General features: G+C 68.1%; 28 protein-coding genes and 1 tRNA gene. 16 read left to right on the top strand and 13 right to left on the bottom strand.

Features of this window, described 5'->3' with window-relative positions; genetic code table 11:
• Positions 1-296: 296 nt before the first annotated feature.
• The 3 genes from NDI79_RS17355 (at position 297) to NDI79_RS17345 (ending at position 2,881) form a co-directional block, all read left to right on the top strand.
• Positions 297-878 (top strand): magnesium transporter, encoded by a 582-nt coding sequence (locus NDI79_RS17355; RefSeq protein WP_310929906.1) that lies wholly within the window; start codon positions 297-299, stop codon positions 876-878.
• Positions 879-1,436, top strand: a complete 558-nt coding sequence (locus NDI79_RS17350) for a magnesium transporter (RefSeq protein ID WP_310929905.1) — start codon at positions 879-881, stop codon at positions 1,434-1,436. It begins immediately after the preceding gene.
• Positions 1,437-1,522: 86 nt separating this feature from the next.
• Positions 1,523-2,881, top strand: coding sequence for a S8 family peptidase (locus NDI79_RS17345; protein ID WP_310929904.1), 1,359 nt, complete (start codon positions 1,523-1,525; stop codon positions 2,879-2,881).
• 18 nt (positions 2,882-2,899) lie between these two features.
• Here the strand turns inward: NDI79_RS17345 and NDI79_RS17340 are convergent, their stop codons facing one another.
• Positions 2,900-3,274, bottom strand: a complete 375-nt coding sequence (locus tag NDI79_RS17340; protein WP_310929903.1) for a DUF7475 family protein — start codon at positions 3,272-3,274, stop codon at positions 2,900-2,902.
• Positions 3,275-3,429: 155 nt separating this feature from the next.
• Between NDI79_RS17340 and NDI79_RS17335 the strand changes: the two genes are divergently transcribed.
• Entirely contained in the window at positions 3,430-4,473 is a 1,044-nt protein-coding gene (locus NDI79_RS17335; protein WP_310929902.1) for a nucleoside recognition protein, read from the top strand.
• 38 nt (positions 4,474-4,511) lie between these two features.
• Complete coding sequence (locus tag NDI79_RS17330) at positions 4,512-4,727, top strand: hypothetical protein (RefSeq protein WP_310929901.1); 216 nt, start codon at positions 4,512-4,514, stop codon at positions 4,725-4,727.
• A gap of 18 nt (positions 4,728-4,745) precedes the next feature.
• Here the strand turns inward: NDI79_RS17330 and NDI79_RS17325 are convergent, their stop codons facing one another.
• Complete coding sequence (locus NDI79_RS17325) at positions 4,746-5,165, bottom strand: RNA-binding domain-containing protein (protein WP_310929900.1); 420 nt, start codon at positions 5,163-5,165, stop codon at positions 4,746-4,748.
• On the bottom strand, positions 5,162-5,776 hold the full coding sequence (locus NDI79_RS17320; RefSeq protein ID WP_310929898.1) for an AAA family ATPase: 615 nt from the start codon (positions 5,774-5,776) through the stop codon (positions 5,162-5,164). Before NDI79_RS17320 ends, NDI79_RS17325 begins: the two co-directional genes overlap by 4 nt.
• A gap of 207 nt (positions 5,777-5,983) precedes the next feature.
• On the opposite strand from NDI79_RS17320, the gene NDI79_RS17315 reads away from it, so the two are divergent.
• Together NDI79_RS17315 and NDI79_RS17310 are read left to right on the top strand one after the other, a co-directional pair.
• The gene (locus NDI79_RS17315) at positions 5,984-6,361 is read left to right on the top strand and encodes a YccF domain-containing protein (protein ID WP_310929896.1); all 378 of its coding nucleotides are present in this window, start codon (positions 5,984-5,986) and stop codon (positions 6,359-6,361) included.
• A gap of 52 nt (positions 6,362-6,413) precedes the next feature.
• Positions 6,414-6,517 (top strand) — tRNA-Arg (locus NDI79_RS17310).
• A gap of 124 nt (positions 6,518-6,641) precedes the next feature.
• On the opposite strand, the gene NDI79_RS17305 is transcribed toward NDI79_RS17310, so the two are convergent.
• The 5 genes from NDI79_RS17305 to eif1A all read right to left on the bottom strand — a co-directional run bounded on the left by NDI79_RS17305 (position 6,642) and on the right by eif1A (position 11,365).
• Entirely contained in the window at positions 6,642-7,175 is a 534-nt protein-coding gene (locus NDI79_RS17305) for an FxLYD domain-containing protein (protein WP_310929894.1), read from the bottom strand.
• Between the two features lie 369 nt (positions 7,176-7,544).
• Positions 7,545-9,206, bottom strand: coding sequence for a thermosome subunit alpha (thsA, locus tag NDI79_RS17300; RefSeq protein WP_310930209.1), 1,662 nt, complete (start codon positions 9,204-9,206; stop codon positions 7,545-7,547).
• Between the two features lie 234 nt (positions 9,207-9,440).
• Positions 9,441-9,983 (bottom strand): KH domain-containing protein, encoded by a 543-nt coding sequence (locus tag NDI79_RS17295; RefSeq protein ID WP_310929893.1) that lies wholly within the window; start codon positions 9,981-9,983, stop codon positions 9,441-9,443.
• 89 nt (positions 9,984-10,072) lie between these two features.
• Positions 10,073-10,981, bottom strand: a complete 909-nt coding sequence (gene rio1, locus NDI79_RS17290; RefSeq protein WP_310929891.1) for a serine/threonine-protein kinase Rio1 — start codon at positions 10,979-10,981, stop codon at positions 10,073-10,075.
• A gap of 93 nt (positions 10,982-11,074) precedes the next feature.
• A complete protein-coding gene (gene eif1A / locus NDI79_RS17285; protein WP_310929889.1) occupies positions 11,075-11,365 on the bottom strand; it encodes a translation initiation factor eIF-1A in 291 nt (96 codons plus the stop codon).
• A 92-nt stretch (positions 11,366-11,457) separates the two neighbouring features.
• Here eif1A and NDI79_RS17280 point away from each other — a divergent pair, with 92 nt between their 5' ends.
• Complete coding sequence (locus tag NDI79_RS17280; protein ID WP_310929888.1) at positions 11,458-11,637, top strand: DUF7470 family protein; 180 nt, start codon at positions 11,458-11,460, stop codon at positions 11,635-11,637.
• 7 nt (positions 11,638-11,644) lie between these two features.
• Here NDI79_RS17280 and NDI79_RS17275 read toward each other — a convergent pair whose 3' ends face one another.
• Together NDI79_RS17275 and NDI79_RS17270 are read right to left on the bottom strand one after the other, a co-directional pair.
• Positions 11,645-12,445: an alpha/beta fold hydrolase gene (locus NDI79_RS17275; protein ID WP_310929887.1), complete on the bottom strand. Its 801-nt coding sequence runs from the start codon at positions 12,443-12,445 to the stop codon at positions 11,645-11,647.
• 63 nt (positions 12,446-12,508) lie between these two features.
• Positions 12,509-13,504, bottom strand: coding sequence for a tyrosine--tRNA ligase (locus tag NDI79_RS17270; protein ID WP_310929886.1), 996 nt, complete (start codon positions 13,502-13,504; stop codon positions 12,509-12,511).
• Positions 13,505-13,663: 159 nt separating this feature from the next.
• On the opposite strand from NDI79_RS17270, the gene NDI79_RS17265 reads away from it, so the two are divergent.
• Both NDI79_RS17265 and NDI79_RS17260 read left to right on the top strand, forming a co-directional pair.
• A complete protein-coding gene (locus NDI79_RS17265; protein WP_310929885.1) occupies positions 13,664-14,536 on the top strand; it encodes a hypothetical protein in 873 nt (290 codons plus the stop codon).
• Positions 14,537-14,649: 113 nt separating this feature from the next.
• Positions 14,650-14,949 (top strand): hypothetical protein, encoded by a 300-nt coding sequence (locus NDI79_RS17260; protein WP_310929883.1) that lies wholly within the window; start codon positions 14,650-14,652, stop codon positions 14,947-14,949.
• Between the two features lie 196 nt (positions 14,950-15,145).
• Here the strand turns inward: NDI79_RS17260 and NDI79_RS17255 are convergent, their stop codons facing one another.
• On the bottom strand, positions 15,146-17,125 hold the full coding sequence (locus NDI79_RS17255; RefSeq protein ID WP_310929882.1) for a DUF460 domain-containing protein: 1,980 nt from the start codon (positions 17,123-17,125) through the stop codon (positions 15,146-15,148).
• 119 nt (positions 17,126-17,244) lie between these two features.
• Between NDI79_RS17255 and NDI79_RS17250 the strand changes: the two genes are divergently transcribed.
• Both NDI79_RS17250 and NDI79_RS17245 read left to right on the top strand, forming a co-directional pair.
• Positions 17,245-18,246, top strand: coding sequence for a prohibitin family protein (locus NDI79_RS17250; protein WP_310929881.1), 1,002 nt, complete (start codon positions 17,245-17,247; stop codon positions 18,244-18,246).
• A gap of 1 nt (position 18,247) precedes the next feature.
• Positions 18,248-18,601 (top strand): DUF8108 domain-containing protein, encoded by a 354-nt coding sequence (locus NDI79_RS17245; RefSeq protein WP_310929880.1) that lies wholly within the window; start codon positions 18,248-18,250, stop codon positions 18,599-18,601.
• On the opposite strand, the gene NDI79_RS17240 is transcribed toward NDI79_RS17245, so the two are convergent.
• On the bottom strand, positions 18,602-19,480 hold the full coding sequence (locus NDI79_RS17240; protein WP_310929879.1) for a PhzF family phenazine biosynthesis protein: 879 nt from the start codon (positions 19,478-19,480) through the stop codon (positions 18,602-18,604).
• Positions 19,481-19,540: 60 nt separating this feature from the next.
• Positions 19,541-20,497: a ribonuclease Z gene (gene rnz, locus NDI79_RS17235; RefSeq protein ID WP_310929878.1), complete on the bottom strand. Its 957-nt coding sequence runs from the start codon at positions 20,495-20,497 to the stop codon at positions 19,541-19,543.
• 90 nt (positions 20,498-20,587) lie between these two features.
• On the opposite strand from rnz, the gene NDI79_RS17230 reads away from it, so the two are divergent.
• From NDI79_RS17230 to NDI79_RS17215, 4 genes are read left to right on the top strand one after another with little or no spacing between them, the layout of a single operon-like run.
• The gene (locus NDI79_RS17230) at positions 20,588-21,097 is read left to right on the top strand and encodes an SHOCT domain-containing protein (protein ID WP_310929877.1); all 510 of its coding nucleotides are present in this window, start codon (positions 20,588-20,590) and stop codon (positions 21,095-21,097) included.
• A gap of 33 nt (positions 21,098-21,130) precedes the next feature.
• Complete coding sequence (locus tag NDI79_RS17225) at positions 21,131-22,186, top strand: AAA family ATPase (protein WP_310929876.1); 1,056 nt, start codon at positions 21,131-21,133, stop codon at positions 22,184-22,186.
• On the top strand, positions 22,186-22,791 hold the full coding sequence (locus NDI79_RS17220) for a protein sorting system archaetidylserine decarboxylase (RefSeq protein WP_310929875.1): 606 nt from the start codon (positions 22,186-22,188) through the stop codon (positions 22,789-22,791). Before NDI79_RS17225 ends, NDI79_RS17220 begins: the two co-directional genes overlap by 1 nt.
• Before the next feature lie 35 nt (positions 22,792-22,826).
• Complete coding sequence (locus NDI79_RS17215) at positions 22,827-23,249, top strand: hypothetical protein (protein ID WP_310929874.1); 423 nt, start codon at positions 22,827-22,829, stop codon at positions 23,247-23,249.
• Positions 23,250-23,301: the final 52 nt, after the last annotated feature.

Below are 23,301 nucleotides of genomic sequence, written 5' to 3'. Positions count from 1 at the left end.
GGCGACTCGCGGGGTCGACGGGACGTTCCGCATCTCCGTGGCCCGGGTCCCGCCGCCCGCGATAGCTGACTTCGCGTGGCTAGGTGACTGGCGCGTCGGCGGTAAGGCGCTTGTGACGCTTTCAGTTGAAACGCTCGCGTTAGCCGTCGCTTAGCGTGAAACCGTCCGAAACTGTTCGGACCGGCTAGACGGCGGGGGGTGCGGGGGAAACGCCCTCGGGGCGGCCGCCGCGCACCGGCGACTTCGGCACGCCGTGACACGTCCGACTTTTTAGCCCTGCGCTCGTCGCCCCCTGTATGACCATCCGCGACGCGGCCGTGGAGGCGTACCGCGAAGCCCTCCCGGCCCTCGTCGCGAGCCTCGTCGGGGGGCTCATCGCCGGCGTCGTCCTCACGGGCATGCGCGCGGAACTCCGGGAGGTACCCGGACTGCTCGTCCTCGTCCCCGCCCTCCTCGCCACGCGGGGGAACGTCTACGGGTCGCTCGGCGCCCGCATCGCCACCGCCCTCCACCAGGGGCTCATCGAACCGCGCGTCACCGCCGGGGACCGTCGCCTGCGCGCCGCCGCCGCCGCGGCGCTCGGAAACGGCCTCCTCGCCTCCACGTTCGCCGCCGTCGCGGCCTTCCTCGTCCTCACGGCGCTCGGAGCGGAGGTCGCGCCCGTCGGCGTCCTCGTCGGCATCGCCGTCCTCGCAGGCCTCATGTCGGGGGTCGTCCTCATCGCCGTCGTCGTCAGCGTCGTCTTCGCGGGCTACCGCCGCGGGCGTAACCCCGACACGCTCGTCGGCCCCATCGTGACGACGACGGGCGACGTGTTCGGCGTCCTCTTCCTCCTCGTCGCCGTCCGCACCGTGCTCGCCGTCGTGGGGGTGCTCTGAGTGCCGACCGAGTGGACCGTCCGCGACATCACGCGGGCGATGCTCCCCGTCCTCCTGGCGCTCACGCTCGTGGAACTCGGCAGCGGACTCGTCCTCGGGAGCTTCGAGTCCCAACTGTATCGATACCCGACGCTCCTCGCTCTCGTCCCGGTCACCATCGGCACCGCCGGGAACCTGGGAAGCATCCTCGCGGCGCGGCTCTCCACCGCGTTCCACCTCGGGACGCTCTCGTTCGACCCGACGGACGAGGAACTGGCGGGCAACGCCCTCGCCACCGTCGCCCTCTCCGTCACCGTCTTTCCCGTCGTCGGCGCGGGCGCGTGGCTCCTCACCTCGCTGGTCGGGGGGACGGCGCTTCCGGTTCAGACCGTCCTCACGGTATCGCTCGCCTCGGGCGTCGTCCTCGCCGTCCTCGCCGTCGCCGTCACGCTGGCGGCGACGTACGCGGCCTACCGGTTCGAACTCGACCCCGACGACGTGGTCATCCCGCTGGTGACGAACTCCTGCGACGTGCTCGGAGTGCTGGTGCTGTTCGCGTCGGTGCAGGTGTTCGTGTAGTTCGTTCCGTCTGTATTCGAAGATATACTATCTCGACAAATCATCTATCTTAGGGTTTATTAGATGTGGAATAATCACGTGATAACGTGTCACAAGAGATGGATGCGGGGAAATTCGACAGGCGCAGCGCGCTCAAAGTCGGCGGTTCGCTCTTCGCCGGACTCGCGGTGGGGAGCGTTCCGACCGCGGCGGCGGACGCCGGTCGGTTCCTGCTGAAGCCGAAGTCTAACGCCGGACTCGGGGGGTTGACCGTCGAGAAGGAACTCCCGGCGCTCGAATACGTCGCGGTCAGCGGTTCGGAACGGGAGGCGAAAAGGCAGTCCACGGCCTACGCGCCGGACCCGACGCTGGAACCGACGCGCCCGGCCGTCGGGACGGAGACGCCCTCGTCACGGGGAGCGGCCGAGGCGCGGGACGAACCGCTCTACGACCTCCAGTGGGACAAACAGGACCTCGACGTGCCGGAGGCGCAGGACGTGACGCGCGGCGAGGGCGTCCGCGTCTCCGTCGTCGACTCCGGTATCGCGGCGGACCACCCCGACTTGGACGGCGTGAACCTCGACCTCTCGGAGAACTTCAGCGGCGACGGCCTCGGCGTCGGCGCTCCGTACGGCGGCTACCACGGCACGCACGTCTCCGGCATCGTCGCCGCGACGGACACGAACGACCTCGGCGTCGTCGGCACCGCTCCCGGCGCCGAGTTGGTCGACTGCCGCGTCTTCTCGCACGGGGGAGGAGCGCCCTTCTCGGTGGTCCTCTCCGCTCTTCTCCACAGCGTCGAGGTGGACTCGGACGTGACGAACGTGAGCCTCGGCGCGTACTCGCCGCGAAGCGACTACGTGGACGACGGGCGGTTCGGGCAATTCTACGGGCGACTCCTCAACCGCACTCTGACGCACGCCAAGCGGGAGGGGACGCTGGTCGTGATGTCCGCCGGGAACAACGGCGCCGACCTGCAACACGACAAACGGTGGCTCAGCCTGCCGAACGAGGGCGCGCAGGGTCTCAGCGTCGCCGCGACCGGTCCCGTCGGGTTCAAGTGGGGCGCGGAAGGAAGGCGGGAACCGTACCAGAGTCCGGCGTTCTACACGAACTACGGCACGAACGCGGTCGACCTCGCGGCGCCCGGCGGCGACGCCGACCAGTCGGCCACGGACACCGACGTCCCCTGGTACCGTGACTTGGTTCTCAGCACCGTGGCGACGTTCGAACGCGACGAGGACGGCGAGATAATCGGCGGCCCCACCTACGGGTGGGACTGGGCCGCGGGCACCTCGATGGCGGCGCCGAACGTCTCCGGGGCCGCCGCGCTGGTGAAGGCGAACAATCCCGAGTTCGGCCCGGCGCGGGTGGAGTCGGCGCTCAAGCGGGCCGCGGAGGTGCCCGAGGGCTACGACAAGGCCTACTACGGATCCGGCTATCTGAACGTCGTCGACGCCCTGTAGCGGTGCCGCGTCCGCCGGCTACGCCGACGCGTAGAGGTAGCCGGCGACGAGGGCGACGACCGCTTCGGCGACTTTCGAGGCGATTGCCATCGGGTTCGTCGGCCCGCCCATGGCGAAGTAGGCGACGATAGTCAGGACGGCGTAGCCGGCGGCGACGAGGTGGAGCGAGCGCCGCCAGTAGCGGGTGAAAAACAGGGCGACGCCGACGAGCCACCCCAGCGCGTTCAGGTAGAACAGGACGCCCGTCGTCGGGTCGAAGCCCATCACCGTCGGGGCGAGGTACAGGTGGATGAGCGCGGAGACGAGAGTGGCGACGACGCCGATGTACGCGAGGTTGTTCGATGGAAGGCTCAGCAGCGAGGACTCGGAGGCGGCAGTCGATTGACTGGCCATACTCCCCGTAGCGCGGCCGGGGTGGAAATACCTTGACAGATTCGCCGCCGTTGGTAGTTCCGTTCTCTCTATGATTTGCCCGTTTCCCCGTCCTCGCCGTCCGCCGTCTGAGGCCGACCGACGCCGATTAGGCCCGGCGTTCCCTACCGTCACCCGTGCAGTCCGCCGACGCCTTCGCCGACCTCTCGGCCGAACTCTGGCCCGTCGCCGTCGAGGTAGCGCCACGCGTCGCCCGCATCGCGGTTCTCGTCGCCGTCGGCGTCTTCGTCGCCAACCTCGCCGTCGGATTCGGCCTCGTCCGGTACGTCGCGGGCCTCTCGAAGTACCTCACCCGGCCCGCCAACCTCCCGGACGAGGTGGGAACGGCCATCCTCACAACCGCTGCCTCTCCGACCGCAGGCTACGGCATGCTCGCGGAGTTCCGCGAGTCCGGGCGATTAGACGACACCGCCACGCTCGTCGCCGTCACGATAAACACGTTCTTCGGCTTCGTCCAGCACATCTTCACCTTCTACGCGCCCGTGCTGATTCCCATCCTCGGTCTCCGCGTCGGCCTCTTGTACGTCGGGGCGCGCGCGGCCATCTCGCTGGCTATCACGCTCACCGGCGTCCTCGCCGGGGCGGTATTGCTCTCCGAGGGGAGCGTCCGTTCGTCGTCCGCCCCCGATTCGGGCGATACGAGCGTCGCAGAGTCGACGGACGCCGCGGAGACGGACGGCGGCGCGGCCGCCTTCGACGACGGCCCGGAGACGACTCGCGGCGTCGTCCGCGAGGCGGCCGAGAAGACGTGGCCGAAACTGACTCGCCTCATCCCGCGTCTGGCCGTCGTCTACCTCCTCGTCACCCTCCTCGTGGAGACGGTGAACCTCCGCGAGTTCACCGCCGCCGCCGAACCGCTCACGACGCTGCTCGGCTTGCCCGGCGCGGCGGTGCCGGTCATCGCCGTGTTCGCCTTCGACACCACCGTCGGCGCGGCGACCATCGCGCCCCTCGTCGGCGAGGCGTTCACCCCGCGGACCGCGGTGGCGACGATGCTCGTCGGCGGCATCGTCTCCTTCGCCGTCTCGACGTTCAAGCGCTCCATCCCGTTCCAGTACGGCATCTGGGGGGCGCGCTTCGGGTCGAAGGTCGTCGCCGTCAACACCGCGCTGAAAGTCGTCTTCATCGGCGTCGCACTGGTCGTCCTGCTGGCGCCCTGACCGGACGAATATATCCCCGCATCGCTCGTATCCGACCCGTGACAGAGATTCGACGGTGCCCCGACTGCGGCGTGACGATGGAGGCGATGAGGATACAGACCGCCGAGGGATTCTCTCTCCAACTCGTGACGAACGAACGGAAGAAGGGGCTCCTCGGCGGACTCGGTCTGAAAGAGAAACTCGAACCGACCGCGTACGTCTGTCCGGAGTGCGGGCTGATCCGCTCGTACGCCGAACGCGACGAGTCGGAGTGAACCGAGTCGCTCGCCCCGTTACTCTCGGTCCTCGGACCGGACGGGCTTGCCGTCCTCCGTCGGCGGCGCGAGGTGGTCGACGAACTCGTCGACGCTCGGGTTCTCGACGGTGACGTGCACCTCGATGTCGCCCAGTTCGTCGGGGTTGCCGACCGAGAAGTTGACGACGCCCTTGAACGCCGCCTGCTTCTTCAGCGCGAAGGAGAACCCCGACTCGTCGCCCCGCTTGGTGAACTCCCGCCGGGCCGTGTCGAGGATAGCCTGCTCGTGCAGTTTCTCGGAGAACTGTTCGAGCGAGTGCGTCTCGCCGACTATCTGTCCCGCCTCTCGCTCGAACTCCACGTTCGGGAAGATGTTGCGCACGGCGTCCTCGACGCGGTCCGTCACCTCGGTGTCGCGCACCGGGACGACGATTCGCGCGTGGGCGCTGTAGATCACGTCCGACCCCCCGCTTCGGGTTCGGTCTCGGCTCCGTCGCCGTTCGATTCGGCGGCGTTGGACTCGCCATCATCCTCCCCGAGAACTGCGCGGATTCGCTCGCGGAACCGTTCGAGCGACTCGGTGTTGTCGACGACGACGTCAGCGCGGTCCATCACCTCGCCCATGCCGAAGCCGAGTTCGCGCTCCTCGCGGTCGCGCAGGGCCTCGCGGTCCACGTCGCTGTCGTCGCGGCCGCGGTCCGAGAGGCGTTCGGCGCGGACCTCGAACGGCGCCTCGACGCTCACGAGGACGAACGCCTCGCCGAACGCCTCGCGGAACCGGTCGAGTTCGTGCTCCGACCGGAGGCCGTCGACGAGCACCACGTCACTCGATTCGAGTTCCACCTCGACGAGCGGTAGCGAGCGCTCGGCGATGGCGGCCGGGCCCTCCTCCTCGCGGAGTGCCGTCGCTATCTCGCCGTGATGCTCGGCGGGTTCGAGCCCTCGTTCCCGGCACTCCGAGCGAATCACGTCGCCCATGGTCACGACGGGGACCCCCGCCTCGCGGGCGACCGACGCGGCCTCCCCCTTTCCGCTTCCGGGGAGCCCGACGGTTCCGATGACCTTCATCGTCGCTCGCTTCTCGTCTGTCGGACTTAGGGCTGCCGCTCCACCTTTTTGCTGACTCGGGTGCGCCTTCGGCGCACCACTCGTTGCAAAAAGCTGGACCAAAAAAGAGCCGCTCGCTCCCTCCGGTCGCTCGCGGTTCGACCGCCGACTCTTTCCCGCAGACGATTTTCCGACGACCATTTCTCCTCCGAGCGACTCTCTCTTCGTATGAACGAACGCTCCCTGCTGGTCCGCGCGCTGTGGTTCCTGCTCGTCGGCTGGTGGGCGACGCCCGTCGTCATCAACGCCGCGTGGGCGCTGAACGCCACCGTGATTCTCCTCCCCATCGGCATCAAGGTGATAAATCTCGTCCCGACCGTCCTGACGCTGAAGGAACCGCGGTCGCTGTCGGCGCCCGAATCCGCGCGCGGCCAGCGCTCGCTCCTCGTCCGCGCCGTCTACTTCGTCCTCGTCGGCTGGTGGCTCAGTTTCTTTTGGGCCAATCTGGCGGCGTTCCTGGCCATAACGGTCGTCGGCCTGCCCGTCGCCTACTGGATGCTCAACCGCCTGCCGTTCGTCACGTCGCTGTACCGCTTCCACGGCTGACGCGGACGGAACCCGCATGGCTTTTGAACGGTCGGCTGATTAGTCCGGACGAGGGCGCGTAGCTCAGTCGGACAGAGCGTCGGACTTCTATCCCCACGCAGGATTCTGCTGGGGGAAGACATCCGATGGTCGCGGGTTCGAATCCCGTCGCGCTCGCTCCCTTCGGTCGCTCGCGCGACGACCCTCCGCTCACTTCGTTCGCGGAGGTCCCGTCGCGCTCTTCTCTCATTTTCTGCCGGGCGGAGCGTCGGGGGCTTCGAAACCGTCCGAGGGTTCTCCGCTACTCAAACGAGGCTGCGGTTTCCGTGCCGCCGCTCGCCGTGCCCGTCCCGTTGCCCGTCTCGCTCTGCTGCAGGCCGGTCACCCACACTTCGTACTGGTTGAACGACTCTATCGACGACTTGTCGAACGCGACCACGAAGTTCCACGTCTCGCCCGGACCCAACTGGTCGACGTTCTGCGTCTCCGTCGTCGCGAAGAACTTCCCGCGAGGGTCGTCGTCTTCCATCGGCGAGAGATGCACCTTCACGAGGCTGTACGTCGAATCGCCGGTGTTCTCGACGGACCCGGAGACTCCGACGACGTTCTCCTGCTCGAAGTACGTCTGCTCGGTTATCTCCAAGGGAGTCGAAGAGGACCTGACGCTCCCCTCGACGGATTCGCCTCCGCCCGACGACGCCGTCTCCGTTCCGGTTCCCGTCCCGGCCTCGCTCGTCGTTTCGCCGCCGCTTCCGCTGTTTCCCGAACATCCGGCGAGACCGGCGAGCGCGGCGATTCCGACACCTCTGACGACCGCCCGACGAGTTCTAGTCATTGGAACGCCACAAACAATCAATCGATAACTGAATAATAATTACGGCCAGTAGCATCGGCCGAAGAATCGGGTCGACGCGTCTCGTGGCTATCGAATCTCCAACTCCCGCCCGCACTCGGGACACTCCTCGTCGACTATCGTCACCTGCGCGTCGCAGTCGGGACAGAACTCGCGGTAGCAGGCGCGGTCACCCATAGCGGCCGCTACGGGCGCGACCGTGTTGTACGTTGCTCCGCCTCACGACGACGTGACGCGCCGCTCCCGGGTCCGTGTCGAAAGAAATCGGATTCGTTCGGCCTGCGGCCGACGGTTGCGCGACGATTCGAGGCTTGTCTGGGGTGGGTGGTGTAAGGCGTGTACTGCGGGAGCTTACATCGCTCCGCCCATGCCGCCCATGCCGCCCATACCGCCCATGCCGCCGCCCATTCCGCCGCCGCCGGGCGGCATCTCGTCGTCGCCGTCGTCGTCGCCGACCTGACCGCCGGAGAGGTCGCCCGCGGCGATGACGTCGTCGATGCGGAGGATCATCACGGCCGCCTCGGTGGCGGACTCGATGGCCTGCGTCTTCACGCGGAGGGGTTCGACGACGCCCTCCTCCTCCATGTCGATGACCTCGCCCGTGTAGGCGTCGAGACCGGCGCCGAACTCGCCGCCGTCGTGGCGGGCGCGCAGGTCGACCAGCGAGTCGATGGGGTCGAGACCGGCGTTCTCGGCGAGCGTGCGCGGGATGACGTCCAGCGCCTCGGCGAACGCCTCGACGGCGAGCTGCTCGCGGCCGCCGACGGAGTCGGCGAACTCGCGGAGCTGCAGGGAGAGCTCCGTCTCGGGGGCGCCGCCGCCCGGCAGGACCGTCCCGTCGTCGAGCGTCGTCTTGACGACGCCGAGGGCGTCCACGATTGCGCGCTCGAGTTCGTCGACGACGTGGTCGGTGCCGCCGCGCAGGATGAGCGTGACGGACTTGGCGTCGTCGACGTCCTCGACGAAGATGCGCTCGTCGCCGCCGATGTCCTTCTGACCGACGGAGCCGGCGAAGCCGAGGTCCTCCTCTTCGATGTCGTCCAGCGAACCGACGACGCTGGCGCCCGTCGAGCGGGCGAGACGCTTGAGGTCGGAGGACTTCGCGCGGCGAACCGCCAGGATACCCTCCTGAGCGAGGTAGTGCTGGGCCATGTCGTCGATGCCGTCACCGACGAAGACGACGTCGGTGCCGACGTCGACGAGCTTGTCGACCATCTCCTTCAGCTGTTTTTCCTCCTGGTCGAGGAACTGCTGAAGCTGGTCGGGGTCGGTGACGTTGACTTCGGCGTCGATTTCCGTCTCGCGGACTTCGAGGGCGCCGTCGAACAGCGCGACGTTGGCGTCCTCGACCATGTAGGGCATGTTCTCGTCGACGCGCTCCTTGTCGACGATGACGCCCTCGACGAGTTCGGAGTTGTCGATGGAGCCGCCGACGACCTTCTCGATGGAGACGTTGTCCGTGTCGACGCCGTCCTCGTCGGCGACGGCCAGCACGGCGTCCACGACGAGTTCGGCGAGGAGGTCCTTCGCGGACTCCGCGCCCTTACCCGTCATCGCCGTCGAGGCGATTTTGACGAGCGTTTCGCGGTCGTCCTTCGATACGTCGATGGCCTCGTTCTCGAGTACTTCCTTGGCCTTCTCGGCGGCCTGGCGGAAGCCCTGCGCGATGGTGGTCGCGTGGACGTCCTGCTCGATGAGTTCCTCGGCCTGGTCGAGCAGTTCGCCGGCGATGACGACGGCGGTCGTCGTGCCGTCTCCGACCTCGTCCTCCTGGGTCTCGGAGACTTCGACGATCATGTTCGCCGCCGGGTGGTCGATGTCCATCTCCTTGAGGATCGTCACGCCGTCGTTCGTGACGACGACCTCGCCGGAGTTGTCGACCAGCATCTTGTCCATACCCTTCGGACCCAGCGTGGTCCGGACGGACTCGGCCACGGCCTTGCCGGCCGAGATGTTCATCGATTGCGCGTCCTTCCCCTGTGTGCGCTGGGAGTCGTCGCCCAGGATGATCATGGGCTGTCCCTGCTGCATTCGCTGAGACATATTCAGCCGATTGGTTGTTTGCGATTCTATAAAAAAGTTTCTCACCGCGCTCGACAAAACCGGGGTACGGGGCCGCTATTTGCATGATAGGACGTGGCACGAAAACATGCCTATATATACTATTTTCGAGGCCCGGCCGGGAGTCTAAAAGGGGCAGAACGGGGGACGGCAGAAGGTCGTCGTCGGACCCCGTCGGTCGACGGGTTAGTCCGAGGGCTGAACGTCGAAGTCTCGCGTCAGTTCGTTGTGTTTGCGTTCGAGGAACGAGTAGACGGCGCCGTGCGGCGCGCCGTCGAGGAGCATTCCCGTGGCGCGGCGGACGGCCTCCACCTCCTCGGGTTGGCCGATGATGCCGAGCGTCGTGCCGCGGATGACGACTTCCGCGCCCGACAGTTCCTCCATCAGTTCGCGCGTCCGGCCGTTCTCGCCGATGAGTCGGCCTTTCTGTCGCTGGAGGTCGTTCTTGTTTCGTGTGTGCTGCTGTAAGTCGATGAGTTCGAACGTCCGCATGTCGTCGTCGAGAAGCGAGAGCGCCGCTTCGGGCGTGAACCCGCGACCGACCGCGCGGACGATGTCGGGCGCGAGCATCCCCGCGACGGGGTCCCCGACTTCGTCGATGGCGACGGCGCCGGTTTCGGAGTCGATATCCAGACGAACCTCGGCCCGACGCTCTATCTCGCGCATCGTCTCGCCGCCCTCGCCGATGAGGACGCCGATACGGTCCTGCGGGACCTTCACGTGTTGCATACCCCTCGCTATCCGACGAAGCGGTTTAAGAGTTTTTCCGTCGGTTCGGGCCGTGCGGGCGCGTCTCGTGGCGTCGTAGTGGTTCCGAGTCAGTTCCCCCCGCCGGCCTCGCGGCCCTCGACTTCGGGGTCGCCCGTCGGGTCCGCCTCCGCGTCGGTGACGAACTCGTACAGGTCGGCGGAGGAGGTGTCGGTGCCCTGCCGCGAGAAGAACTTCGCCACGTTGCGGCAGTCCCGTCGCAGGAACTCGTCGGCGTTCGGGTGGTGGACGGTGACGGCCTGCCCGAGGTCGATGACGACGAGTTCGCCGTCGTGGATGATCATGTTGTACTCCGAGAGGTCGCCGTGGACGAGGCCGGCGGAGTAGAGCCGTCGCATGTACTCGCGGACGACTTGGTAGGCCGTTTCGGGGTTTTCGACGTTCACCTCCGCGAGTCTGCGCGCCCGGTCTTCGACCAACCCCACGAGTTCCATCACGAGGACGTTGCGCTCGACGGCGATGGGTTCCGGTACCCGAACGCCGGCCCGGCGGGCGCGCGAGAGGTTGGCGAACTCCTTCTGCGTCCACGCGAGGACGACGCGCTTCTTGTCGTTGCCGATGCCCTCGAAGCGCGGGTCGCCCTCGAGGTAGTCGCGCATGTGGCGGAAGTTCGAGGCGTTTATCCGATAGATTTTGATCGCGACGTCGGTGTCGTCGGGGCCGAGGGCCTCGTAGACGTTCGCCTCCTTACCCGTCGAGATGGGGCCGCCGAACGCCTCGACGTGGCCGTCCTGAACGAGTTTGTAGATGGCGGCGAACGTCGCGTCGTCGAACACCGACTGCTCGACTTTGAACTGGTCGGCGTCCTTCAGACGCTTCCGGAAGTCGTCGAACTCGCGGTCGCGCTTTCGGGCGATGCGGTCGGCTTCCGTGTCGGAGACGTCTATCTCCTCCCACTCGTCTCCCGGCGTGTCCGCCTCGTCCGGCGCGATGAGGCCGAACTCGTCGCTCTCGGTCATCTACGTCGACGTACGGGACGGACCCTGAAAACCCCACAGGTCGCCGCGCCGGCGGGGAGGGGGAGGAAAAGAGGCGAGAGACGGGTCGCGAATTCAGGCGATGTGGCCCTCGTCGCGGAGTTGGTCGGCCTCGGCCTTCTCGTAGCGCCACTCCACGTCGCCTTTCTCGTCCTGCCAGTCCCACGGGTCGACGAGAACGACGTCGCCCTCCCGAATCCAGATGCGCTTTTGCATCCGGCCGGGGATTCTGGCCGTCCGTTCGACGCCGTCGGCGCAGCGCACCTTGATGCGGTTTGCCCCGAGCATCTCCTCCACGACAGCGAACACCTCGTCGCCCTCGGGCATCCGCAGGTCGCGCTGACCCGCGTTTTCGTTGTCGCTCATGGGGTCGCATTGGTCCTCGCTTCGTTTAAAACCGCCCGTTCGTTCGCGTCCCGGAACGGTACGTTTAGGTGACTGTCGCGGCGAGCGGCGGTATGCTCGACAAACTCGGTACGAAAGGCATCGCGGGCGTCGTTCTCCTCGTCGTCGGCATCGCGCTCGTCGCCTACAGTTCCCCCGTCGTCGCCGCCGGCCTCGCCCTGGTCATCGCCGGTCTCGGCCTCGTCGCCTCCGGCCTCATCCAGTCGGCGATGGGCGCGTTCGGGATGATGTGAACCGTGATTACAGGGTCTCGCGGAGCCACGAGAACACCGACTCACGAATCTCGGGGTACCAGTAGGAGGAGTGCAGGTAGACGTGGTCGGCCCCCGCGTCGGTCCGCAGTCTCGTCGTCGCCCCCGCCTCCTCCAGTTTCGCCGCCATCTCCTCGGAGGACTCGACGGGCACCGTCCCGTCCGCCTCGCCGTGCAGGAGGAACGTCGGCGGCGCGTCCGCGGCGACGTGCGTAACCGGCGACGCCGCCGCGTACCGCTCCGGAATCTCCTCTACGCTCCCGCCGAGGAACCGCCGCACCACGCCGTCCTCGTCGGAATCGGCGCGCAGGTCGTACGGGCCGCTGATTCCCACGGCGGCGTGAACGGTCGGTTCGGGGTCGTACTCGCCGCCGAACGGACCTTCCGGCGCCAGCGCCGCGAGTAGCGCCAGATGCGCGCCCGCGGAGTGGCCGACGACGGCCACCCGGTCGGGGTCGCCGCCGAACCGCTCGGCGTTCTCTCGGACCCACGACAGGCACGCCCGCACGTCGCGTATCTGCGCGGGGAACGTCGCCTCGTCGCTCGGTCGGTACTCGATTTCGACGGCGGCGAAGCCCTCGCTCGCCGGACCGCGTCCGGCGGCGTCCAACGCCCACCGCGCGAACTGCCCGCGCGCGCCGGACTCCCACGCGCCGCCGTAGACGAAGACGACGACGGGGGCGCCCTCGACGCCCTCGCGCCGGTATGTGTCGACGGCGAGTTCGTCGGTCGCCTCGCGGCCGCGTTCGACCCGTATCGACTCCGCGCCGTCCGTCCGGCCGTCGCTCATCACGGTTCGAGGCGGGAGCGGACGGTCCGAGAAGCTTTGTGCACCGGAAAGGGACGTTCGGGTCTACGAGCGCTGCTGTCGGATCTTCTCGCGGCCCGGCGCGACGAGTTCGTTCAGGTACTCCGCCAGCGCCCCCTTCGCGTCGGCGGGGTGGAGTTCGCCCGAGTCCAAATCGGCGGCCAGCGACTCGTAGTCGCCGTACTCCAGGTCGCCGCCGTACTGCTCGGGGCGTTCGACGACGACTTCGCCGAAGCGGGGGAAGACGTGGTACTCGAAAATCTGGAGCACCGGGTTGTCCCGGTCGTTCCCGTCGCCGTCGGGTTCGGGGTCCCGCGACGGCGGGCAGTACGCCTTGTTCACCTTCTCGCGGAGTTCCTCCTCCGAGTCCTCCATCGAGATGGAGACGCCCGCGGAGGAGGACATCTTGCCGACGCCCGTCGACAGGTCGGCGATGAGCGGCGTGTGCAGACAGGTCGGCGCGTCCGCGCCGATGCTCGGCAGGGTGTCGCGCGCCAGCATGTGCACCTTGCGCTGTTCCATCCCGCCGATGGCGAGGTCAACGTCGAGGTAGACGATGTCCAGCGCCTGCATCAGCGGGTAGACGGCCTGCGCCACCGTCGCAGTGTCGCCGCTCTGTATCTCGGCCATCGCTCGCTCGGCCCGCGAGAGGTTCGTCTCCAGTTCGAGGGCGTGTAAATCGAGCGTGTACTCCTCGTCCAACTGGAACTCCGACCCGAGGACGAACTCGGTGTCCGACTCCTCGAGGCCGTAGGCGACGAACTGCTCGCGCATCCGGTCGGCCGTCTCGCGAATCTCCTCGAACGTCCCCTTCCCGTTGAGGTAGGCGTGGACGTCCGCGAGGAGGACGACGATTTCGAAGCCGGCCTCCTGCAACTCGATGAGTTTGTTCGCCGTCAGCATGTGACCGATGTGGAGGACGCCAGAGGGTTCGTAGCCGACGTAGGCCCGTTTCCCGTCGGGGTCCTCGGCTAACGAACGTACCTCGTCCTCCGTGACCACCTCGGCGGCGTTCCGGGTGATCAGGTCGTACGCGTCCATACCCCTTCGTGTCCGGGGGGGAGGATATGACTTCTGGAACCGCGCGGACGGCGCTGCGGCGAGCGAAGTTAGCCTTCCCGCGTCGGAACTACGCGGCCGGTCGCGCGCCGATTGAACACTCTCTTATGGCAGCGGATTGACTCGACACGCGTTCGAGACATGTCCACCCTACTACTCGCCGTCGGCGCCGTCCTACTGGTCGTCGCGGCCTTCGCGGGCGTCTACGGTCGCCGTCAACACCGCAGGAGCGCCCTCGTCGGCGACACCGAGACGACCGACGTACGGGACATCAAAAGCGAGGGCCTCGTCGAACTCAAGGGGACCGTCCGCGCCAGCGACCCGTTCGACGCTCCGATAACGGGGGCGCAGAGCGTGCTCTCGGCGTGGGAAGTCGAGGAGTGGGACGAGCGCGGCGGGTCCGATATGTGGGAGACGCGCGCCACGGGCGTCTACGCGACCCCCTTCGAACTCGACGACGGAACCGGGCGCGTCCGCGTGGACGTCGGCGACCACGTGAACGACGCGTCCTCCGGCACCGGGATTCACGACATCCAGGTGGGGGCGGTCGACGTCGACCGACTCCTCTCGACGGGCGTGACCGCAGACAACGTTCTCGCACCGCTCGACGGCTTCTCCGTCGAGACCAGCGTCCCGCCGGACAGCGAACCCCCGGAGCGCATCGCGGAGTTCGTCCGCGGCGAGGCGGGACTCTCGACGCAGACCGATTCGATCACCAACGTCCTCGACGTCGGGAACGAACACGGCGAGCGACGCTACTACGAGGGGACGCTCGGTCCGGGCGACGAAATCTACCTCCTCGGCCGGTCCCGCGCCGTCGAGAACGCGACGCGTCCCCTGAAACCCGAGGACGTCGTCGTCACGCCGCCCGACGACGGCCAGTTTATCATCTCCGACAAATCCGAGGCGGAACTCGCGGACTCCTTCGGCCAGTACAGGTACGCGTACCTCGGCGCCGCCGTCGCGGCCGTCGTCGGAGTCGCCGCCCTCGCCGTCGGTGCGGGTCTCGTATAGAACGAGAGCCGTTTCGTCGGCATCGGGTTCTCGCGGGTACGACGCGCCGCAGTGCACCCGACGAAACGGGGGAAGAGAAACCCTCATCACCGCACCGCCGCTAGCTCCGAGAGATGGCTACGCGTTCACCGCTGTCGCTCCTCGCGCTCCTCGTCCTCGCGGCGTTCGTGCCGCTGGTGGTCATGTGGGTCGCCGTCTCCGGGTGGGGCGAAATCGGCTACCTGATCGGGTTCGCGCTCTTCTTCGTCGTCTTCCAGGTGCTCGTTCCCGCGCGGGTGTACTTCCACGCCCGCGCCAACGGGCGCGACGCCGTCCTCGCGTGGACGGGACTGGCGTTCGTCCTCCCGATTCTGGGTGCGGTCCTCTACCTCCTCGTCGGGATGGTCCTCGACCGAGTGAGAGCGAACGGGTAAGCTCCCTTCGCGAAAGATTCGGGACTCCGCGGCACCGACGTACGTTATTACCTCGCGCGGCGTTTCTCCGACGGGGAGCAGGGACGAGTCGGCGTCCCCGGTTGCGGGCTCCGACCTCGGTTTCGACTCCCCCGTCGCGGTGGGTGCCGCGGAGACGGCCGACGCCCGACGGTCCGCGCTCCGGCCCGAATCGGCGTCAGCGACCCTCGCTGCGCGTCTCGGCCCGGTGCTCGGAGATGATTCGGTCGACCATCTCCGATTGCTCTTCCTTCCGCCTGTCCTCGGCGCGTCGCTCCCAGTCGTCGATGACCGCCCCGACGTCCGCCTCGCGGGCGACGGCGAGTTCGTCTATCTCCTGCATCGTCACGTCCGCCGCCGGGCCGACGGGTATCCCGTGCTCGAACAGCACCTCGTCGGCCGCGTCCGAGAGGCCGCCCGTCCGCAGGACCGCCCGCGGGTTCGTCTCCGCGAGTCGCTCGGCCGTCGACCGACCCGCGCCGGAGGCGTCCCGGAGGTAGACCACGTCGCCCGTCGAGAGGCCGTACGCCTCGTCCGCGCTGTCGATGGCGTCCTTGGTGAACTGCTCGACGACCTTCACGGGGACGAGGTTCTTGTTCGTGTTCACGTCCGCGAAGTTCGAGTGGTCGAGTTTCCAGAGGCGCTTGAGGCGTTCGAGCTTGTTCGATAGCTCCTCGTTCTCCTCCTCCAGCGACGCCAGTTCCCGTTCGAGGCGGCCGTTGTCGCGTTCGAGACGCTGGACCTCCCGTCGTTCGCGGGCCTCTCGGCGCTCCTCGCGCTTGGCTTCCGAGAGTTCATCTTTGTACTTCTCGATGGTCTCATCCTTCTCCTCGACGGTGGATTCGAGGCTCTCGGTGTGCGATTCGAGGCGTTCGACGCGGCGCTCAAGCCGCTTTATCTTCTTCTCCTCCTCCGTGAGTTCGCGCTCCTCGTGCGTCGACTCCTCCTCTTCCTCTCCGCCGTCGTCGCCGGTCATCTCCCGGAGGACCGCCTCGACGGACTCCTCGCCGGCGACGACGCGGGAGATGACCTCGCCGCGCTCGATGTTCGGCGGCACCTTCCGCGAGATGCGTTCGAACTGGTCCTCGTGGGCGTCGAAGGCGAACAGCGCCGCCGCGAGGGCGTCTCGTTCGTGGTCGTTTTCGTACCCCGCGTCGCGCGTGCGGTGGAGTTTCTCGTCGACCGGGAGGTCCTTCTCGGGTTCCCACCCGGCGGCGTCGAAGCTCCGGCGGAACTTCTCGACGGTTTCGGGCATCGGCTCCACGTCGGCGGCGACGATGACCGGCCGGCCGCGTTCGATGAGCCACTCGATGACGTCGGCGGTGTCGGCGGTGCGCGTCGAGTGGACGTCGAGTTTGTTCCCGTCCAAATCGATGACCGCGGCCGCCGTCGTCGTCCCGGGGTCGATGCCGACGATGACGTGGTCGCGGCGCTTCACGAGCGGTTCGAACTCGATGCCGTCGCGCCGCTCTCTGTCTATCTCGACCCGCGTGTCGCCAGCGCGGCCGCTCGAAACCGGGATGTCGGACGGACGCCCCTCGATAGTGAACACCGCGTTCGAGTAGCCGCCGTACTTCTCCGTCACGTTGACGTCGTACTCCAATCCCGCCTGCTTCAGTCGGTCCTCGACCTCGCGGCTCCGGCGCTTCACGGAGCCGTGGATGCGGCGGGTGTAGCGGTCCTGACTCCACCCGCCCTTCCCCGTCGAGCGCCCCCGAGACACCTTCAGCGTCGTGGTGTTGGTGAAGGCGGACACCTCGTAGCCAACGTTGACCGCGGCGAGTCGGGCGGCCGCCTCCGCCTCCTTCATCGGTTTCTTCCCGTAGGGGACGCCGTGGCGGGAGGCCACCCGGGAGAGCGGTTCCGGGCGCTCGGCTCCGGTCACCTGCACGAGTTTCGTCTCGGCCGGGAGCGAGCGCAGGAAGCGGACGAGTTCGTCCTTGTCGGCGGCCAACTCGTACATGTTGTCGGTCGCGAGGATGGCCGGCCGCTCCCGTTCGACGAGTCGCCGAAGCTTCCGGTGTGAGACCACGTCTCGGTCGATGTTCTCGCCGTCGAAGGCCACGACGGCGTACGAGGGGGCGTCGCCGCGCACGTCGCCGCTCTGGATGTCCACGCCGAAGACGAGAGAGTCGAGTGCGCTCGTCCGGTCGTTCACGGACGACGGTTGGTCGTGTGTGGATATGAATCCCACGCCGGGCGAGTTTTCCTCGACGGTCGACTCTCTCCGAACATTTGATTCGATACTAACATATCCCCGGAGGGCGGAGTTCGTTCGTGAGCGCAGACATCTCGCCGCCCTCCGCGTCGCCGCAGTCGCTGGCGCGGATGGCTCTCGTCGGCGGTATCGCCCTCCTCCTCCTCGCGGCCCCGGTGGCCGGCCTCCTCGCCTGGGAACCCGTTGAGGAGGGGAACGTCAAAGTCGTGAAGAAGTGGGGCGCGACGACGGGCGAGGTGTTCGGCCCCGGCGCGCACTTCGTCAACCCCGTCTCGCAGTCCACCACGTCCCTCTCGGTCCGCCCGCAGTCCTACACGATGTCCTCGCAGTCGGGCGAGGGCGCCGAGGCGGGGCGCGACGACGCCATCACCGTCCTCACGGAGGACGGCCTCCGCACCGACATCGACGTGACCATCCGCTACCGCGTCGACGCCGGGAACGCCGTCACGTTCTACCAGCAGTACCGGACGCTCGGGTCGGCCGAGGAGCGCCTGATTCGGCCCTCGATTCGGTCGGTGCTCCGAACCGAGGCCGGCCGCCTCCCCGTCACGGACATCTACACGGGTGAAGGACAAACGCGGCTGAAGCAGGCCGCCGAACGGGAACTGGGCGCGGAGTTCGCCGAGGCGGGCCTCATCCTCGAGGCCGTCCAGATTCGCAACGTCGAACTGCCGGCGCAGTACGCCCAGGCCGTCGAGCAGAAGGAGATAACCGAGCAGCGCCGCCAGCAGAAGCAGGACGAGTTAGAGGTCGAGAAACTGGAAGCCGACCGAAAGCGCATCGCCGCGCAGGGGGAGGCCGACGCCAACCGCATCATCTCGCAGTCGCTCGACCAGCGCATCCTGACGCAGAAGTACATCGACAAACTCGACGAGACCGACACGGTGTACATCCCCGTCGGCGAGGGCGGCTACCCGCAGTTCGTCCGGTCGATAGAGCCGGGGTCGAACGCGGGCGACGCGGCGAACGTGACGGTGGACACCTCGGGGTCGAGTTCGTCCGCGAGCGGTTCGAGCGAGTCGGGCGATTCGAGCGGTTCGACGACCACCGCGAGCGCCTGAGATGGCGTCCCGAGACGGACTGCTGCTCGCCGTCGCCCTGTTCGCCGTCTTCGCCGCCGTCGGCGCCCTCGCGCGGACGCCCGCCGGACGGGTCGTCCTCCCGTTCGCGAGCCTCGCCGTCCTCGGCGGGTTCGCGTACCTGCTGACTCGCGAGGCCGCCTACGCGCGGACGACTTTGGGGACCCGCACCCGACTGCTGGACTCGCCGGCCGAGAGCGGCGACGCCGCCTGCGTCGACTGCGGCGCGCCCGCGACGACGACGCGCCGCTACGTCCGCGAGTTCGTCGTTCTGGGCGTTCCCCTCGTCCTCCTCGACGACGGGACGAACCGCTACTGCGCGGACTGCCTGGACTGACTACAGCAACTCCCCCTCGGCGACGGACTCCACGCGCCCGCCGACGCGGACGCTGACCTCCTCGCCGTCCTCGGCTTCGAGGTGGAGAACCGAGGGTCGACCCATCTCGTACCCCTGTTCGACGGAGACGGCCACTTCGCCGTCGCCGAAGTAGCGGTGCCGGGCGAGGTAGCCAGCGAGGTTCCCGTTGGCGCTGCCGGTCGCGGGGTCCTCGTACAGACCGTGACCGGGCGAGAACATCCGCGCGGCGAGGTGGTGGTCGTCCTCGCGCGGGTCGGCGCAGAACGGGAAGACGTTCTCGACGCCCGTCTCGTCGTAGAGGGCGTGGTACGCCGTCCGGTCGACGTCCACCCGTCCGAGTGCGTCGCGGCCCGTCAGCGGAACCAGAATCGAGGGAAGACCGGTCGAGACGACCTGTACGGGCCACTCGCGGTCCACGTCGCCCTCGTCGAGTCCGAGCACGCGGGCGAGACGGGCGTGCTCCAGTTCCGCGCCGAACTCGGGGGCGTTCTGCGTCATCCAGTAGGCTTCGGCTCCCTCGCTGCCGTCGGGTCGGACCTCGACGGGGATGTCGCCCGCGCCGAGGCGCAGGGTCACGTCGTCGCCGGCGCCGAACCGCTCCCGGAGGACCGCCGCGGTGCCGAGCGTCGGGTGGCCGGCGAACGGTATCTCCTCTTTCTGCGTGAAGATGCGCACCGGCCACGCGCCGTCGACGGGGTCGCCCTCGACGAACGTCGTCTCCGAGTAGTTCATCTCCCGAGTGATGTCGAGCATCTCCTCGTCGCTCAGTGACCCGCGACTCTCGACGACGGCGAGTTGGTTGCCGGCGTAGCGCCGTTCGGCGAACACGTCCACGAGGTGGAAGGGAACCCCCGCCATACGACCTGCTGCGTCGGCTTCGGACAAAAGGCTACGGTGAGCGTGCGAGTCCGTGTCTCGCTACTCGCTCCCGCCCTCGGTGTCGCCGCCGCCGTCGGGGTACGGCACCTCGAACTTCTGGCCGTCGTCGGGGACGAACGCCTCGCCGTCGAACGCCGCCTGCGCCTCGCGTTCGATGGGGGAGGCGTCGCCGGCGTACCGCGAGGAGATGTGCGTCAGCGCCAGGTGCTTCGCCCCGGCGCGCGCGGCGATTTCGGCGGCCTCCCTCCCGGTCGAGTGGCCGGTACCGCGCGCCCGGTCGGCGCGGTCGGAGGCGAACGTCGCGTCGTGGACGAGGAGGTCCGGTTCGTCGGCGGCCTCGACGGTGGCGTCGACGGGGCGCGTGTCGCCGGTGTAGACGAGTTTCCGACCGGGCCGAGCGTCGCCGACGACCTGTTCGGGCCGGACGACGGTGCCGTCGTCCAGTTCGACCGCCTCGCCCTCGTGCAGGCGGCCGAACGCCGGACCGACGGGGACGCCGAGTTCCTCGGCTCGCTCCCTGTCGAACCGCCCCCGTCGGTCGTCTTCGAGGAGCGCGTAGCCCATCGAGCGGACGTTCCTGTGCTCGGTCTCGAACGTCCGAACCTCGTAGTCGTCGCCGGAGAGGGCGACGGTGCCGGGTTTCACCTCGTGGATGTTGACGGGGAATCCCGGTCGGTAGCCGCCGGCCTCGACGAGGCTCCGGAGGTGCCGCTTCGACCCCGGCGGGGCGTGTATCGCGAGCGCTTCCTCGCGGTCGTTGAAGTCCCACGTCTGTATCAGGCCCGGGATGCCGAGGACGTGGTCGCCGTGCAGGTGCGTGACGAACAGGTGCGAGACGGTGAAGCCCGTCCCGAAGCGCATCATCTGCCGCTGGGTGCCCTCGCCGCAGTCGAACAGCAACCGCTCGCCCTCGCGGTTGACGAGGAGGGCGCTCGGACCCCGTTCGGTCGTCGGCACCGCGCCGCCGGTTCCGAGGAACGTCACGCGAATCGACATGTGACGACAGAGAGGGTGACGGGGTAAACGCGTGTCGAATCGCCCGGCCGGGACGCACGCTTTTGCGGTTTGAAAGCGAATATCACCCCCATGCACCGCCGACGCCGAGATGGAGAGGGAGACGCCTCCGACGACGGGGAGTCGTGGACCGACTGGTGGGACGAGGACGAAGAGGACGACAGTTGGGCCGGCATCGCCTCGCTTCTCGTTCTCGGTCTCGGGTTAGCGTCGCTGTTCGGACTGGTCCCCATCGGTCCGTTCTGGGCCATCTTCGCCATCGGGTTCGCCGTCGTCGTCCCCATCGTCGCCGTGCTCGAATCGCGGTACGGGAGGGATTCGGAGCCGGCGGTGCCGCCCGAATCCGAGGTCCGAACCCGGGCCGAACGCGCCGCCGACGAGGACGACTCCGTCGCCGACGCCCTCGACAGCCTCCGCGACCGCTACGCCCGCGGCGACCTCTCCGACGAGCAGTTCGAGCGCAAACTCGAAGTGCTGCTGGAGACGGATACGCCCGAGAACGCGCGGGAGCGAGCGGATAGACGGCGCGAGGAGCGGGAACGGGAGGAACGCGAGCGCGAGTCTCTCGAGCGGGAGACGTAGGGTTTCTTACGCTCCGGCGGCTAGGCGAGTCCGATGGACGCGCCCCTGTGGACCGACGCGCACGCCCCGTCGCTGTCGGACCTGCCCCAATCGGAGGTCCGCGACCGACTGGGCCGCACGGTGGACGAACCGATGAACCTCCTGCTGCAGGGGCCGCCGGGCGTCGGCAAGACGGCCGCCGTCCGAGCGCTCGCCCGCGAGGCGCACGACGACCCGGACAACGACCTCGTCGAGATAAACGTCGCCGACTTCTTCTCCCGGACGAAAAAGCAGATTCGGACCGACCCGCGGTTCGAGCAGTTTCTCACCGGACGGAGCCGGATGGCCAAGCGCGACATGATAAGCCGCGTGCTGAAGGAGTCGGCGGGCTACGCCCCCGTCTCCGGCGACTACAAGACCATCCTCCTCGACAACGCCGAGCACATCCGCGAGGACTTCCAGCAGGCGCTCCGCCGCGTGATGGAGAAGCACCACCGCACGACGCAGTTCGTCATCACGACCCGGCAACCGACGAAACTCATCCCGCCGATTCGCTCGCGCTGTTTCCCCGTCCCGGTTCGCGCCCCCTCGACGGAGGAGACGACGGCCGTCCTCCGCGACGTCGCCGAGGCGGAGGGCGTCGAGTACGAGGCGATGGCGCTGGACATCGTGGCCTCGAAGGCGAACGGCGACCTCCGCGAGGCCATCTTGGCCGCCCAGAGCGCCGCCGTCGAGGGCGACGGCGAGATAACGACGGAATCCGCACAGGCCGCCCTCTCGGACGTCGGCCACGACGAGGAGTTGAAGGACGTTCTGGAGACGGCCCGCGACGGCGACCTGAAGGACGCGCGCAAGTCGCTCACGACGCTCTTGGACGACGAGGGTTTCGACGGACAGGAACTGCTTCAGGACCTCCTGCGCGTCGCGGATACCTACCCCGAGGAGTTCGGAGAGGGGGACGTGGTTCGCCTGCATCGCCTCGCCGGCGCGGCCGACCTGGACCTCGCCGAGGGACTGGACGACCGACTCCACCTCACGCACCTGCTGTCGGCGTGGGCGACCGGACAGCGCGAACTCGACGAGGAACCGAACCGGGAGCGGACCGTCTGATGCGCTACGCGCCCGGCGTCCGTCGGTTCGCGCTCCCGGCGTTCCTCGCGGCGATTCCCCTCGCCGTCCTGGCGCCGCCGCTCTCCGCCCTCTCGCTTCTCCTCGGCGGGTTCGTCCTCTGGTTCTTCCGCGACCCGGAGCGAACCCCGTCCGCGCCGGGCGTCGTCTCCCCCGCCGACGGCCGCGTCTCCGTCGTCCGCGAGGAGGGCGAACAAGTGCGAATTGGAGTGTTCATGAACGTCACCGACGTGCACGTCAACCGCGCGCCGTTCGACGGCCGGGTGGACAGAGTCACCCACCGCCCGGGGGCGCACCGCCCGGCGTTCTCGAAGGAGTCGGAGCGAAACGAGCGGGTGGACGTCGACGTGTCGACGCCGGAGGGACCGGCCGAACTGTCGCTCATCGCGGGCGCGTTCGCCCGGCGCATCCACCCGTACGTCGAGGAGGGCGAGACTCTCTCTCGGGGCTGTCGAATCGGACACATCGACTTCGGCAGTCGCGCGGACGTACTCCTGCCGCCGTGTTACGACTCGGAGGACGTGACCGTCGAGGTGGGCGACGGACTGCGGGCCGGCGAGTCGGTGGTCGCGCGACGTGACGAGTAGCTAACGTTATCTCGGTCGGCGAACGAGGCTCCGGCGTGTCCAGTCCCTCCAGATGGTGGTACGGCGTCGCCCTGTTCCCCGGCGTCGTCCTCACGACGGCCGTCCAGTATCTCGCGCTGTTCCTGTTCGTCTCGTCCGTCTCCGCCGGCGGCGACCCGGCCGTCGCCCCGGCGAACGCCGACGTGCAGGCCGGGACGGCGCTCGGCTCCTTCGTCCTCGTTACGCTCGCCTCGTGGCTCGGTATCCTCGCGGCTCTGGTCGTCCTCGTCTGTCTCGCTCTGGACGTGCGGACGCTTCGCAAGACGGAACCGGCGGCCCGGACGCCGAGTCTCGCGTGGACGCTCGCGGGTCTCGCACACCTCGCCGGGGCCGTCTTCGCCCCCGCCCTCGTCGTCTCGGTGCCGACGCTGTCGTACTACGTCTATCGACGGTACGGCGACGGGCGGCGGGCCGCCTGACCGCGTCGTCGCCGTCGGGCGGTTCAGCCGTAGGTTTTCTTTCGCTCGATTT

Origin of the sequence: Halogeometricum sp. S3BR5-2 (genome assembly GCF_031624635.1) — an archaeon.
Taxonomy (GTDB): Archaea; Halobacteriota; Halobacteria; order Halobacteriales; family Haloferacaceae; genus Halogeometricum; species Halogeometricum luteum.
The sequence above is the reverse complement of the archived record's forward strand: the minus strand, read 5'-3'. Positions and strand labels throughout refer to the sequence as shown.

Excerpts from the sequence above, each read along its gene's own strand:
- thsA (WP_310930209.1), bottom strand. The coding sequence starts at position 9,206 with ATGATCATCCTGGGCGACGACTCCCAGCGCACACAGGGGAAGGACGCG.
- NDI79_RS17275 (WP_310929887.1), bottom strand. The coding sequence starts at position 12,445 with ATGAGCGACGGCCGGACGGACGGCGCGGAGTCGATACGGGTCGAACGC.
- NDI79_RS17315 (WP_310929896.1), top strand. The coding sequence starts at position 5,984 with ATGAACGAACGCTCCCTGCTGGTCCGCGCGCTGTGGTTCCTGCTCGTC.
- NDI79_RS17225 (WP_310929876.1), top strand. The coding sequence starts at position 21,131 with ATGGACGCGCCCCTGTGGACCGACGCGCACGCCCCGTCGCTGTCGGAC.
- NDI79_RS17230 (WP_310929877.1), top strand. The coding sequence starts at position 20,588 with ATGCACCGCCGACGCCGAGATGGAGAGGGAGACGCCTCCGACGACGGG.
- eif1A (WP_310929889.1), bottom strand. The coding sequence starts at position 11,365 with ATGAGCGACAACGAAAACGCGGGTCAGCGCGACCTGCGGATGCCCGAG.
- NDI79_RS17305 (WP_310929894.1), bottom strand. The coding sequence starts at position 7,175 with ATGACTAGAACTCGTCGGGCGGTCGTCAGAGGTGTCGGAATCGCCGCG.
- rnz (WP_310929878.1), bottom strand. The coding sequence starts at position 20,497 with ATGTCGATTCGCGTGACGTTCCTCGGAACCGGCGGCGCGGTGCCGACG.
- NDI79_RS17260 (WP_310929883.1), top strand. The coding sequence starts at position 14,650 with ATGGCTACGCGTTCACCGCTGTCGCTCCTCGCGCTCCTCGTCCTCGCG.
- NDI79_RS17295 (WP_310929893.1), bottom strand. The coding sequence starts at position 9,983 with ATGCAACACGTGAAGGTCCCGCAGGACCGTATCGGCGTCCTCATCGGC.
- NDI79_RS17270 (WP_310929886.1), bottom strand. The coding sequence starts at position 13,504 with ATGGACGCGTACGACCTGATCACCCGGAACGCCGCCGAGGTGGTCACG.
- NDI79_RS17280 (WP_310929888.1), top strand. The coding sequence starts at position 11,458 with ATGCTCGACAAACTCGGTACGAAAGGCATCGCGGGCGTCGTTCTCCTC.
- NDI79_RS17340 (WP_310929903.1), bottom strand. The coding sequence starts at position 3,274 with ATGGCCAGTCAATCGACTGCCGCCTCCGAGTCCTCGCTGCTGAGCCTT.
- NDI79_RS17355 (WP_310929906.1), top strand. The coding sequence starts at position 297 with ATGACCATCCGCGACGCGGCCGTGGAGGCGTACCGCGAAGCCCTCCCG.
- NDI79_RS17320 (WP_310929898.1), bottom strand. The coding sequence starts at position 5,776 with ATGAAGGTCATCGGAACCGTCGGGCTCCCCGGAAGCGGAAAGGGGGAG.
- NDI79_RS17240 (WP_310929879.1), bottom strand. The coding sequence starts at position 19,480 with ATGGCGGGGGTTCCCTTCCACCTCGTGGACGTGTTCGCCGAACGGCGC.
- rio1 (WP_310929891.1), bottom strand. The coding sequence starts at position 10,981 with ATGACCGAGAGCGACGAGTTCGGCCTCATCGCGCCGGACGAGGCGGAC.
- NDI79_RS17220 (WP_310929875.1), top strand. The coding sequence starts at position 22,186 with ATGCGCTACGCGCCCGGCGTCCGTCGGTTCGCGCTCCCGGCGTTCCTC.
- NDI79_RS17265 (WP_310929885.1), top strand. The coding sequence starts at position 13,664 with ATGTCCACCCTACTACTCGCCGTCGGCGCCGTCCTACTGGTCGTCGCG.
- NDI79_RS17245 (WP_310929880.1), top strand. The coding sequence starts at position 18,248 with ATGGCGTCCCGAGACGGACTGCTGCTCGCCGTCGCCCTGTTCGCCGTC.